The sequence below is a fragment of the Sporosarcina oncorhynchi genome (assembly GCF_033304615.1).
In the GTDB taxonomy this organism is placed as follows: Bacteria; Bacillota; Bacilli; order Bacillales_A; family Planococcaceae; genus Sporosarcina; species Sporosarcina oncorhynchi.
In genome coordinates this window covers 726321-739370 of record NZ_CP129118.1, presented here as the reverse complement: position 1 = coordinate 739370, position 13050 = coordinate 726321, and the positions used below count along the sequence as shown (strand labels likewise).

Below are 13050 nucleotides of genomic sequence, written 5' to 3'. Positions count from 1 at the left end.
ATCGTTTAGTCCATTATAGCCCGCGTTCCGCTTGACGCCTTTTTGCAGATTCTAAATAAGCGGGTGAACGAAAAAGCAACACCGGATCATCTGAACATTCGACTCCGTCTACTATGGCTGTCGGATCGAAGATGATGTTTTCTGCGGAATCTTGACGCATTTCATTGATTGTTAGAATACCTGCTTCCACCAATTTCCGCTCTTTCGGCCATTTCACGCTGGAGTCATTGAGTTCATCTCCAGGCTCTGCGAATTGAACAACGAGTCGAAACTGGACAGTCCCGCGCTGCAATCTATGTAAGATTTCGGATTCTAAATCTTTTTTCGATGAAGTGTCATTCTGCTCATCAATCGCATCGACCGGTATCCATCTGAAACGAACCGGATGCTTATCGCAATGGCTATCCACCAAGTAATACGTATGCAATGCATGGAAAGTCTCTTCGGCAAAACTTGATACCGGCTTTAGTGATTTCAGCAAATCGGGTACTGTCGAAAACTCCGGCGATTTTCTGAATACTTCAAGTCTCTCCATTACTGTAAGGGGCGACTCTTTCGACATCATTTGCAGCAGTCGGATAAAGTCTTCAGGTGTTTTCGTAATGAATACAGGAATATTTGCCATCGTTAAATTGGTGTATTTATCCCCCGGCAACTCAAACCTGACCGCCATCCCTTTAATCGGCATAAGCGCTTCATTCAATTCAGGACGTGGTGAACTATGCGAAAAACGCACGATTGCAGGAACGCTCTTTGTTTGCAGATGATCTGCTGTCGTATAGTCAGCAAGCTCTCCGTTTGGCACAAACGTTGCATCAAACGCAATCCCTTTCGCATGCGCTCTTCTGAATCCAGGAAATTCACCTGCCAGATTTTCAATTGTATCGACCGCCACAACAGGGGTGATGTCTTTATCGCTTTCAATTGTCATCGAACTCACCGCTTTCTTCTCTAATCTTCTATATAAGGAAGATACCCCAATCGCTTGGTATCCCAAACACACGTTAAATAGGAAGAGAACCGTTTTAATCATTTGCGATTAGATCGTTTACGGGCGCGGGTGAGTGGTTTACGAGCGCAGGCGAGTGGTTTACGGGCGCGGGCGAGTGGTTTACGAGCGCGAGCAAGCCGTTTACGAGCGCATGATTATGGTTTACGGGCGCGGGTAAGTCGTTTATGGGCGCGCGATTATGGTTTACGAGCGCGAGCAAGCCGTTTACGAGCGCATGATTATGGTTTACGGGCGCGGGCAAGCCGTTTACGAGCGCATGATTATGGTTTACGGGCGCGGGTAAGTCGTTTATGGGCGCGCGATTACGGTTTACGGGCGCGGACAAGTCTTTTACTGGCGCATGATTATGGTTTACGGGCGCGGGCGAGCCGTTACGAGCGCATGATTATGGTTTACGAGCGCGAGAAAGCCGTTTATGGGCGCGCGATTACGGTTTACGGGCGCGGGCGAGCCGTTTATGAGCACATGATTATGGTTTACGGGCGCGAGCAAGCCGTTTACGAGCACATGATTATGGTTTACGGGCGAGGGCGAGCCGTTTATGAGCGCATGATTACGGTTTACGGGCGCGGGCGAGTCGTTTACGAGCGCATGATTATGATTTACGGGCGCGCGATTATTCAATCTATAAAAAGATTAATTTGAAAAGGCACTACGCGCGACATGGGATCATCTTTGGACCATTTCCTATCCGCGAATAATGATTGCTGCGGGACAACTCCCACTACCTCAGTATCACTGAATCGCACCAAGTGCTTTTGACCAATTATCTTTTTTTACGTCCGAAGCTTAACTTGAATGAGCAGAAAGTTTGAACTCCCCCTAATTGAAATGTTTTTCTAGTATTCTTCCCATCACTTGCAGAAGATAGGGACACTCTGCCGAATCGATTTAAAAAACCGCCAGCCGATTTATACGGTTGGCGGTGCAATTTATTTTTTCCGGTTGGACGTCTGGCTTTTGTCGTGATTTGTTTTGTTGTTCTTGTTTTTTACTTTTGCATCGAATTCTTCCGAAAACTCTTCATTCCGATTATCATCGGGATTGTTATTATTGCTGTTGCTCGCATCTTTGTCCTTGTTTTGATACGTATCAAATGGATTATGCGTCCGTTCATTCATCGTTTTATTGTTGTTTTTATTCCCCACGAACTTTCACCTCCTCGAGCGTACTATGCTCGTTTCAGAGATTTCCATTCTTGTTGGATGAAAAACGATTTTATCAACCTGCTAATTCCTTCGTTTTTGGTGTCCGTCCGACCAAAGTGGCGACAAACAACGTTCCGAGGAATAAAGCAAACAAAAACAAATAGCTGAATCCTTGTTGCACTTCAAGGAAATAGCCGCCAAGAATCGGACCTGTCAAACTACCGATACTAAAAAAGATGCCGCACATAAGATTCCCCGTCGGCAACAGTGATTTCGGCGTCAAATCGGACATGTATGAAATACCGAGTGAGAAAATCGAACCAGCAAACAGTCCCCCGATGAAAAACATGACTAGAATTCCAACTGCATTGGCACCCATTAGCGCTGCGCCAGCAAATGCTAGGCTTGACCCACCAAGCGTCAGCAACATAATTGGTTTTCTGCCAACCTTATCCGACAGTATACCGAGCGGAATTTGTGAGATGATACCACCGACCGCAAACGCAGGAATTATTAACGAGACCATGCCTAGCGGAATACCGATTCGAAGTGCATACACCGGGAACATCGAATTCAGTGATGACTCAAGGAATCCATAGCCGAAAGGGCCGAGAAAGGCAATCCACGCTACGATGAATGTCGCCTTAAACCGCTTCAGAAAACTGCCTTGCGATAGCTCACCGACCATCACCTCAGGATGATCATTGTCGAGCATGAAGACAAGCGACCACGCAAGGAAACTGAGACACGCGGAAACGATGAACGGCAACCCTTCATATATATCGACAAGCGGCACAAACATCGGTCCGACAGCAAAACCGACCCCGACAGACAGCCCGTAAATAGAGATATTCCTCCCGAGTCGCTCCTTTGACGACGTGCTCGTCACCCATGTCTGCGTCGAGAAATGCAGCGCGTGATCACCGATTCCGATTAGCAGTCGAAGCACAAACCAAAAGACGATACTTTTCCATAACGGAAACGACAACAGTGCCGCAATAACAAAAATACCACCTGCGATAATCGTCGGCTTATACCCGAACCGCCGCAGAGGCGCCTCCATGAACGGCGAAACAAGCAACGTCCCAATATACAATGCCGTCGCATTCAATCCATTCAACGAACTTGATACGCCATCCCGCTCAAAAATTGTCGAAATGAGCGGCAGCAACATCCCCTGTGAAAATCCTGAAATCGAAACGATTAAAACCAATACCCAAAACCGATGATGATTAATATATGTACGTAAATTCAAAACGGCAAACTCCTTTACTTCAGAAAACTCATTCCATCTTAGCATAATTCCCATTGCATTTCTTCGTGCTTTTTTGGAATCGCGGCATAGGAAGTAGTTAAATCACGTTTCCAAGCCGCGCATATCGTCAGATTCACGAATTAATTCCAACAGTTCGTCAACATATAGTTGCAAGCAATCGATAGCCTCTCAACCCCTTGTTGCCTAGGCAAGATAGTAGAATGTCTAACGTTGTATAAACTATACTAACTAAGGCATATGCAAACTAACTAGAAATAGGTGAATCAATGATACATACAATTTGGAAAAGATACCGTGACACACCGTTTGCCCTCAAAATGACAGTCGGTTTTGGACTTGGTATTATAGCCGGACTTATTTTCGGCGAACAGATGCAACTATTCAAACCATTTGGCATTCTGCTCATCAATTTATTAAGCCTTGTCGCAATTCCTGTCGTTTTCCTGACCGTCGTCAAAGCGGTCGACCAGATGAGCATTGCCCAACTCGGGAAAATGGGTTGGAAACTGATTCTTTATTACGCCGCCACAACTGCAGCTGCAGTCGGTATCGGCGTCGGACTGGCACTCCTTTTCAAGCCAGGCAAAAATCTCACATTGCCTGACGTAACCGTTGAACCGAAAGAGACACCGCAATTCGCGGATATCCTGTTGCAAATGGTGCCGGACAATCTGTTCCAAGCTTTTGCAAGCGGCGACCTCATGGCCATTATCTTTTTAGCAATCATTATCGGTATGACGATCTCATCCATGCGCTTTTCAAAAGACGAAAAAATGCAACAAAACGCAGATTTTCTAGATAGAGGCGTCGTTGCATTGAACGACCTGTTCTTCAAACTGCTAGGCGGTATTCTTATGTATGCCCCCATCGGCGTCTTCGCCATCAGCGCCGTCGCATTCGGCAGCCAAGGATGGGACACATTCACATCACTGCTTGCGTTTTTAGGGGTCTTCTACTTGGGACTCACCATCTTATGGCTCGTTGTCTACACAGGTTTTCTCAAACTTTCCGGCAACGCCGTTCTGCCATTTTTCCGCAATACGAAAGAAGCTTGGACAACTGCATTCTTCACATCTAGCAGTCTGGCATCTTTGCCAATTGCCATCAAATCGGCTAAAAAAGCAGGAATCTCGGAAAAAACCGCAAACTTCGCCCTCCCGCTCGGCGCCATCTTCAACTCCGACGGCGGTGCATTACGCATGGGGATTTCCATCGTGTTTGCGGCAAATATCACGAGCTTGCAACTGTCCGCATCCGACTTGTTCGTCATCGTCCTAATCGGTACACTCCTATCCATCGGAACAGCAGGCGTACCCGCTGCCGGACTCGTTACATTATCTGCCGTACTCGTCATGTTCGGACTGCCGCTTGAAATCGTCGCCCTCATCGCAGGCGTCGACGCCATCATCGGCATGGGCGGAACCGCCTCCAACGTAGTAGGCGACATCGTCGGCGCAGCCGTCGTCGATAAAACAGAAAAAAAAGACTTTCCAAGCACATCGATTCTCGCTAAATAAGTTACTAAACCAAGCCATGCTTTTAATGGCTTGGTTTTTTTATGTTTTATAGCAGTAGCTGGCTCAGGTTTGTTTTGGTTGAGCGGTTTCTGGCCAAAGTTGAGCGGATTCCAACCGAAGTTGAGCGGTTTCTGGCCGAGGTTGAGCGGTTTTCTGCCAAGGTTGAGCGGATTTCGGCCGAGGTTGAGCGGTTTCTGGCCATGTTGAGCGGTTTCTAGTCGAGGTTGAGCGGTTTCCAGGCCAAGTTGAGCGGTTTTCGACCTATGTTGAGCGGATTCCTGCCGAGGTTGAGCGGTTTTCACCGAGGTTGAGCGGTTTTCACCGAGGTTGAGCGGTTTTCGACCGAGGTTGAGCGGTTTCCAACCGAGGTTGAGCGGTTTCCAACCGAGGTTGAGCGGATTCCTGCCGAGGTTGAGCGGTTTCCAACTGAAGTTGAGCGGTTTTCGACCGAAGTTGAGCGGTTTCCACCGAAGTTGAGCGGTTGCCCGCCGAAGTTGAGCGGACCCCATGCCATGTTGAACGACTTATGAGCGCGCCAGGGACTTATTCGGGCGCAAATCAGTATTTTATGAGCGCGCGTGGATCTAATACGGGCGCGGTTCTGCTGAATACGGGCGTGCCCCAATATTTTACGAGCGCGGAAAGTCATTTTACGGGCACTGCACCCGATTATACGAGCGCGCCACCCCTAATTCGTCTCCTCCACAAAACGATCCGCGGCGACTCCCTCCATACTCCCCCACAAAATCTCGCGCAAAATGCCCTTTACCAATTAATCTCTTCCACTCTCTCCTCCACCGATCAAACCAATAAAAAAGACCTATCCACTTGCCCGATACGCCTTCCTCCGTTACAACTATACAATTCTCATTATCTCATCTGAATACTATAGAATAAGCAATCAAATCGACAGGAGGTGCCTGACATGAACAGACGAAGAAAATTCAAATCTCCACGCATCTGCATTTTTCCAGGTTATAATTGGTGTGGTCCCGGCTGCCAAGGTCCCGGAAAGCCGATCAACCGCGTCGATGCTGCCTGCAAAAAGCATGATTTATGCTATCAATCCCATAAAAGTCGTTGCCAATGCGACAAAGAACTATACCAACAACTAGAACGATACACACAAGAAAACTCACTGGAAGGCCGACACGCCCGCATCATCTCGCGTTATATGAAAGCCCAATCCGCATTCACATGCAAATTCCATTGAACGTAAAACGAATGATCACCGTTCGCACGCAATCCCGTCTTTATCCCGGTCCATCTTCGTATGCGCATTATAAATCTCAGCCGAAACATGCGGCTTGTACTTCGTCTTTCCACCTTTATTCTTCACCTTCGCATCCTTCGCAACACCGCCAGCATACACTTTGTTCAATTCTGTACAATTCTTATACTTGGCAGGGGCAGCATCGACCGACTGAAACGGTACCGACACTAGACTGACAGCTAGCAACAATGCTATGAACCCTTTTGATTTTCTCTTCATTCCAAAAACCTCTTTTCTTCATAAACCTATTTTCCAAATAATTGTAACACCAAACCCATATATTTACACCAACTATTTTTCTGAATCAATCATCTCATTGCATCCGCCTAGTCAATGCGAGATAATCACACTAGCAACCAAGCATATCAACGAGAGAGGTTTTACGATGAAAGGCAGTTCACACGCATATATCGGTGCCGCAACCGGAGGCATCGTTGGATTTCAACTCAACCCGACAGACCCAATCACCATATCAACGTCCGCCATTATCGGCAGCATCTCCGCCCTCGTCCCCGATCTGGATACGAATGGCGCAGCGAGCAACCGTATCACACTATCCAAATCTTTCATGCAATGGCTCATGCATCTTGTCGGCATGGGATTGCTCATCGCAATCGTCTTTCAATACGTTCAAACAGGCATCACACCAAAAATCTTACTATTCGCAGGCATCGGTGCACTTCTCCTAGTCGTGTCACGCTTCATTAAACAAAAAAGAATGCTAACTCTAACAGGCCTTCTCGTCATGGCGATCGGCTTCGTCCTCCACCAATCCATCGGAATCTTGCTCGCCGGAAGTTACATCATCATTGCATCTTTCCTGCCGCACCGATCATACACACACTCAATCATCGGACTCGCGTTCTACACATTCATCCTGTATCACATCAACTTGCAATGGCCTATCGACGGACTCATCATCGCTGGCACCGCCGGATACGCAAGCCACTTAATCGCAGATATGAAACTGCTTCCCGTCAACCGCCGCGGTGTAAAACTATTCGCACCCCTTTGGAACAAAGAATGGTGACAGGCTTCCGGAATCGCCCGGTCACCTGTCACCATTTTCATTTACGCAATAATTTTCTTTAGTATTTCAAAGAAGCGATCGATTTCCTCAACCGTATTATAATGCACAAGACTAATCCGCAACGCACTGCCGCCGAATTCATCCGCCAAACGCTTCATCAAATTAATGGCCAAATAATTCCCCGTTCGCGCCTCAACCCCAGCCGCGTCAAGCGCCATCCCAAGCTCATCCGTTTCAAACCCCGTAATATTAAATGAAAAAACAGGCAGTCGCTCATCTAAATGCTCCCCCGTTTTCCCATACAGCACCACACCGTCAATCTCCTGCAAACGTTCCAGAAAATGTACAGATAATTGTCTTTCATACAGATGTGCCCAATACATCGCACCCGAAAATTCTTTTCGTGCCTGACGGCAATCGCGCAATGGCGTCGTTTCGATAACCAGTCCATGTCCCGCGGCATCAGCGCTCAGTTGCGCCAAATACGTCATCGACCCCATGAACCCTTCAATTCCTTCATGATTTTGAGATCCCACTTCAAAAAAGTACGCACTATCCGTCAATTCTTTTTGAATGCGCCAACCATCCAGACGCGCCAGATTCTCTCGGTTCACATAGCAGAATCCCATATGCGGGCCGAAAATCTTATACGTTGAAAACGCGGCAAAGTCCACGCCTGCCTTCTTTACATCCAACGCCATATGGCTCGCTGCCTGCACACCATCCGCAACGACCAATGCGCCTGCTGCATGTGCCATTTTCGTAATCCGTTCCATATGATGAATCGTGCCGGTTGCATTGGATGCCCAACCGACTGCGACGATTTTCGGTTTATTTAGCAGTAACGTTTCATACTGATGATAATCCAAATCACCATTCGCATTGACATTCCAGACGTCCACTTGGATGCCGCGTTCCGCAAGTTCAAGCCATGGATCGACATTCGCATGGTGGTCGGCTTCCGTTATGATAATATGATCACCCGTTTTTAAATCACGGCCTAAATGATGCGCAAAGTGATGAAAGAAACTTGTCGCATTCAATCCGAACGCAATTTCAGTATGATCTGCAGCTCCGATGAAGTCTGCTGCCATCTGTCTCGCTTCAACGATTCTCGCCTGCATTTCAGATGTACGCTTAAAAATTGTACCCTTTTGCGCATTGCGATGAATATAATAATCTCGGACCCGGTCAATGACAAACTGTGAAACTTGTGCCCCTGCCGAATTATCCATGAACAAAATTTCATGCCCTTCATAAGTATCTCCTAGACTCGGAAAATACTTGCGTGATTCTACAAATGTCTGTTGTAAAGCCAAAACGTTATTCATTCTAAATCCCCCCAGATTCGATTCTAATTGGGTTGAGTATAGCATGAAAAGCCTTAAGACATGCATCATTTGAGACTAGTGTCTCAGTTTAATTATCCTGGAACGGGGAATGATAATGTGGAGTCAAAAACAGCATTGGAGGCATTCACTTGAAAAAATTACTACCTATATCATCCACGCTATTTGCAGCCGCATTATTGCTCGGGGCGTGTAATAGCACGGCTAATAACGATAAGGTTATCGATACGAATCGAACCGAAGATAGCGGAACTGCCAACGAAACGGATACAGGAACGGACACAAATACATCTAACGGAACAGATACGAGTACTGGAAGCGAAACTTCAGGAGACCAAGCCGCTATGATGAAAAAGATGGCGGAACTGGACTATACGGAGTTTGAAATCGAAGTCGACTACGCCGAAGACAAAGAGTATGAAGCGAGCATTGAAGTCGATAATGGCCAGCTCGAGTCGAAGTTGGAAGATGAGCTGAATAATCGGGAAGTGAAAGGTCAGGAAGCATTTGACGAAATCTATCCCCGACTGAAAAACTTCACGTTCACGAAAGACATGCCAAAAGAAGAGGCGATCCGCAACGCACTGGAAGCCTTCGATCTGCCCGATGACTATGTAAAATTTGAAATGGAAGTCACTTTCAATGACAATACAAAAATCAGCATTGAAGATCGGAAGTAACCTATCTGCAATAGAAGGATTAGCAGAATGAAAAAACGCCCTAACGATATGGAATAGAAGGTGGGATTTGATATGAAAAAATGGTTTTTATTCGCTGCCATGACCCTTTTATTGGCAGCATGTACAGACCAAGATGATACCGTTAAAGAGGATGTTCCGAGTGGAACGGTGAATGAAGAACAGCCTGACGATACTAGCACATCAGACCCGGATGTAGAACAAGCACAAGAGCTGTCCGAGTATTTCCTCGAAGACGGAGCAGTCGCCCATTTTAAAGGCGACGGCATCGAATTTTCCAATTATAAAACACGAACGGAGTGGCTGGATGACCGCCACGTAAATGTTTACGAAGATAACGGTGGTGTTGAAATGATCCGATCTTTCCGATTGGAAGACAAGAAAATCGTCATCTTGCAGGAAAGACCGAGTGAAGAAGAAGGCGACACCGTAACGCTTGCAGATCTTGAAAATATGGAGCCTATCAAAACATATTTATCTTTCCCATTAGAAGTCGGCAACGAAATTGACGCGTGGAAAGTCATCGCCATCGATGAGGAAGTCGAAACACCTCTTCAAACATTCACAGACGTCATCGTTCTTGAAGAAACATTCGATGACGGCGCATACAACAGAAGCTATTTCGCAAAAGGCTTCGGTGAAATCAAACGCGAATACGTCTCCGAAGAGGAAGACGGCCCGTTTGAAGTGACATCAGTCATTGAAAGTATCGAGTAAACAAGCAAAGCACTTTCCGACGTGGAAGTGCTTTTTTCATAATAAAAAACAACATAATCCAACTTTTTGGGAGTGCGGTTGAGAATGGTATAGACGACGTTGAGCGCTTTTTTGAAAAACTTGAGCGGTTTTCGGACCAAGTTGAGCGGTTTTTTGAAAACTTGAGCGGATTTCGGACCAGGTTGAGCGGTTTTTTGAAAACTTGAGCGGATTTCAGACCAAGTTGAGCGCTTTTTTGGAAACTTGAGCGGATTTCGGACCAGGTTGAGCGCTTTCTAATTACGTGGGATTCAACATGGATTGAATTTAAGGATGATCATGGATGTTATGAGCGTGAATCCACAATTTACGGGCTCACCTACCTACTTTACGAGCGTGAATCCACAATTTACGGGCGCGCCCCCACATTATACGAGCGCGGCAAATCATCTTGCCTCTCACTACACCTTGACGCGCACAATGGTTTTGACAAATTATCTTGGTTTATTCAACAGGACAAAAAAAAACGAAATTCCATCAACTGTACTGAAAAATTTCCCTACTAGAAATTCACTATACTTCCTTCTAGCCGTCCCCCCGCAATCATAGTATAATTCTCATATGAGAAAATTCTTATTTCTGTTGGCGATTATCGCCGTATTGTTCGTTTCTTCCAGTCAGACCTATGAGCAGCAGTCGATTGTACCGACGCTTCAGAACCTGCTACCCGACAAGCCATTGGAAAACCAGCTTGCTAAATTGCATATTCCGTATTGGGGACATACGATTTCCGTTGAGGAACGTGGCTATTATTACTTCGTAGAATTTCTATTACGTAAGGCCGCCCATTTCTTCATCTTCGGATTACTGGCACTCGCCGTCTATTATGTGCTCCCGAGATTTCGCTTCAGAACGATTGTGGCGTTTGTCATCACCGTAGGATTCGCGATTGCCGATGAATACCACCAGTCACTCACTGGCGGCAGGACTCCCTCGGCGCAAGATGTCTTGCTCGATGCATCAGGCGCTTTCACTTTCCTATTGATGTTCCGGGTGCTTCATACTGTATTCGGGTCCCGGAAACGCAAACGAAAACCCGCCTATGCACGCAGAAAAAAATGAACCATACTATACTCTTCATAGAGTAGTATGGTTCATTTTCCATTTCATTTGATCGATTCCAACAGCACGTTAGACGTTTTTGTAACGCGGACAACCTGACCATCTTTCAACTCAACCCGGCTCATCGATTTACCGACCGTTCCGCCGATCAGTTCATACAACAGAGGTTCTTCGCCTTCCTCCAAAATCATCAAGTAGCCATATCCACCTTCAATTGTCGCTTCATATTTTCCGGCTTCTATATCGAGGCCAACCGTCCATAGGCCAGTCGTTACCGATTCCGTATTCAAAATTGTCGGTACCGGCGTCAATTCAACCGATTCATATCCCCCATCCACCCGTATTGTATACGAAGCATCGAGGTCTACCGTCAAACTTCCTGAACCCGCATAACTCCCGACAATCTCCGTGAGGATCAATTCTTTCTTTTCATCATAAATGAATACATTGCCGACAGGATAACCGGTAATCATGTACCTGCCTGTCGGAACTTGAACCTCTTCTCCCTCTTTAGGTACGACAGGGATTGACATTGGCTCCAGTCCCACATTGTCGCGGTTGACCGTTTGGTAAACAGCCGGGTGAATCGTTCCAATCAGCTCATCCTTTTCCGTTCCGGATAACTGAAAGTCTTCCATATAGTCAACCGCAGCGTCTGTCGGCTTCTCTTGCATCGGGTTGCAACCGGCGAGAAGCATGCAGCCGACGACTCCAACGACGAGCATATGTCTGATTCTGCTAGTCATTTACCTGCCACCCCACTTTCGAAAACCGGCTTTTCTTTACGTTTTCGATACGTCCATTTATTCTTCCCGTAAAGAAGTGCGACAACGAAAATATTTAGCGACGTGAGCCAGAATAGGCCATGCTTGAAGTCTAGCGTATCACTGCCTGTCCGAAGTGCTGCGCTGCCGTCCATCACCTTACCGATATCAATGAACTCAATCGGCTGTAGCCATCTCGTCGGCAGTCCAGCGTAACTACAAATCATCGGCAGAACAATGATAAATAAAATGGCGAGCAAGCTGACATATAGATTTTCCGTCAAAATATTGAACAGTGCGGACGCGAACAGCAGCAGCAAGGTGATCAATGCTAGTGCGACAAACATATAAACGAGATAACGGGTCGTCGACACAGCTATGTACGTACCGTTCTGGAAAAGCAATACAGGCGTTTCAAAATTTCCGACTCCCGCTTTAGAGGCAACAAATGCAATTCCCGCTGCTACACCTAGTCCTAAAAAAACGAGTACTTGAGCGAAATGAAGCCCAACTTTCGTTACCACTTTCTGCATGAATGTCACGGGAAATACACCCATTACGGTCTTTTTCTGCTGATCATGAATATACATGCTGCTTCCAATTAACAGCACGAACAGACTGAATAGCAAGCCGCTCATCCAATTGAGGGCAACCGGTAAATAATTACTCGCGGCGAATGGATCTTTCACTAAAGGCAAATCACGTTCGCTATAATAGCTCAACAAGGCGATTTCTTTATAAATTTCCTCTTTCGGAATGACAAACGAAGCGTGTATCCCTTCATTTCCAAGTTCATGGACACGCAATCGTAATTCATTGAGCTTCAATCCGCTGGTAATGTACAAGTCGTTATCCAATTCTTTCGTCCACAAAGCGAAACGCTGATCATTGACGAGTGAAGACTGTTCCGTTAAATTTTCGTAGATTTCTTTTCCCTTTGGTGTATCACGACTTTCTTCTGGATAGTAATTGAAGATGGAGAAGTATTCTTTTGACTCTTCATTTTTCAACACTTGGATATCCTTCACTTCAACTGAACTATAATGAAGATAATAAATCGGTATAAAAAGGATAAATGCTATGCCAAGCACCCAGTTCTTTTTATTGGCGAGCAACAGCCTTAGTTCAAACAAACAATAATTCCACTTCATAACCATGTCCTTTC

General features: G+C 46.2%; 13 protein-coding genes. 6 read left to right on the top strand and 7 right to left on the bottom strand.

Annotated features, from left to right (window positions below; genetic code table 11):
- Positions 1-13: 13 nt before the first annotated feature.
- From QWT69_RS03445 to QWT69_RS03435, 3 genes are all read right to left on the bottom strand, one after another.
- Positions 14-931, bottom strand: a complete 918-nt coding sequence (locus tag QWT69_RS03445) for a catalase family peroxidase (protein WP_317968999.1) — start codon at positions 929-931, stop codon at positions 14-16.
- Between the two features lie 1013 nt (positions 932-1944).
- Positions 1945-2160 carry a hypothetical protein gene (locus QWT69_RS03440; RefSeq protein ID WP_317968997.1) on the bottom strand — a complete coding sequence of 72 codons (216 nt, stop codon included), beginning with the start codon at positions 2158-2160 and terminating at the stop codon, positions 1945-1947.
- Positions 2161-2233: 73 nt separating this feature from the next.
- Positions 2234-3415: an MFS transporter gene (locus tag QWT69_RS03435; protein WP_317968995.1), complete on the bottom strand. Its 1182-nt coding sequence runs from the start codon at positions 3413-3415 to the stop codon at positions 2234-2236.
- Positions 3416-3702: 287 nt separating this feature from the next.
- Between QWT69_RS03435 and QWT69_RS03430 the strand changes: the two genes are divergently transcribed.
- Positions 3703-4953: a dicarboxylate/amino acid:cation symporter gene (locus QWT69_RS03430; protein ID WP_317968993.1), complete on the top strand. Its 1251-nt coding sequence runs from the start codon at positions 3703-3705 to the stop codon at positions 4951-4953.
- A gap of 925 nt (positions 4954-5878) precedes the next feature.
- Positions 5879-6166: a phospholipase gene (locus tag QWT69_RS03425; protein WP_317968991.1), complete on the top strand. Its 288-nt coding sequence runs from the start codon at positions 5879-5881 to the stop codon at positions 6164-6166.
- A 15-nt stretch (positions 6167-6181) separates the two neighbouring features.
- Here the strand turns inward: QWT69_RS03425 and QWT69_RS03420 are convergent, their stop codons facing one another.
- Positions 6182-6445 (bottom strand): excalibur calcium-binding domain-containing protein, encoded by a 264-nt coding sequence (locus QWT69_RS03420; RefSeq protein ID WP_317968989.1) that lies wholly within the window; start codon positions 6443-6445, stop codon positions 6182-6184.
- Positions 6446-6611: 166 nt separating this feature from the next.
- Here QWT69_RS03420 and QWT69_RS03415 point away from each other — a divergent pair, with 166 nt between their 5' ends.
- Positions 6612-7256 (top strand): metal-dependent hydrolase, encoded by a 645-nt coding sequence (locus QWT69_RS03415; RefSeq protein ID WP_317968987.1) that lies wholly within the window; start codon positions 6612-6614, stop codon positions 7254-7256.
- A gap of 41 nt (positions 7257-7297) precedes the next feature.
- On the opposite strand, the gene QWT69_RS03410 is transcribed toward QWT69_RS03415, so the two are convergent.
- Positions 7298-8587, bottom strand: a complete 1290-nt coding sequence (locus QWT69_RS03410; RefSeq protein ID WP_317968984.1) for an aminotransferase class V-fold PLP-dependent enzyme — start codon at positions 8585-8587, stop codon at positions 7298-7300.
- Between the two features lie 149 nt (positions 8588-8736).
- On the opposite strand from QWT69_RS03410, the gene QWT69_RS03405 reads away from it, so the two are divergent.
- From QWT69_RS03405 to QWT69_RS03395, 3 genes are all read left to right on the top strand, one after another.
- Positions 8737-9285, top strand: coding sequence for a YusW family protein (locus tag QWT69_RS03405; protein ID WP_317968982.1), 549 nt, complete (start codon positions 8737-8739; stop codon positions 9283-9285).
- 72 nt (positions 9286-9357) lie between these two features.
- Positions 9358-10020, top strand: coding sequence for a hypothetical protein (locus QWT69_RS03400; protein WP_317968980.1), 663 nt, complete (start codon positions 9358-9360; stop codon positions 10018-10020).
- A 600-nt stretch (positions 10021-10620) separates the two neighbouring features.
- Positions 10621-11121, top strand: coding sequence for a VanZ family protein (locus QWT69_RS03395; protein ID WP_317968978.1), 501 nt, complete (start codon positions 10621-10623; stop codon positions 11119-11121).
- 44 nt (positions 11122-11165) lie between these two features.
- Here QWT69_RS03395 and QWT69_RS03390 read toward each other — a convergent pair whose 3' ends face one another.
- Both QWT69_RS03390 and QWT69_RS03385 read right to left on the bottom strand, forming a co-directional pair.
- The gene (locus QWT69_RS03390; protein ID WP_317968976.1) at positions 11166-11867 is read right to left on the bottom strand and encodes a hypothetical protein; all 702 of its coding nucleotides are present in this window, start codon (positions 11865-11867) and stop codon (positions 11166-11168) included.
- The gene (locus QWT69_RS03385) at positions 11864-13042 is read right to left on the bottom strand and encodes a hypothetical protein (RefSeq protein ID WP_317968974.1); all 1179 of its coding nucleotides are present in this window, start codon (positions 13040-13042) and stop codon (positions 11864-11866) included. The genes QWT69_RS03390 and QWT69_RS03385 overlap by 4 nt, the downstream gene beginning before the upstream one ends.
- Between the last annotated feature and the right edge of the window lie 8 nt (positions 13043-13050).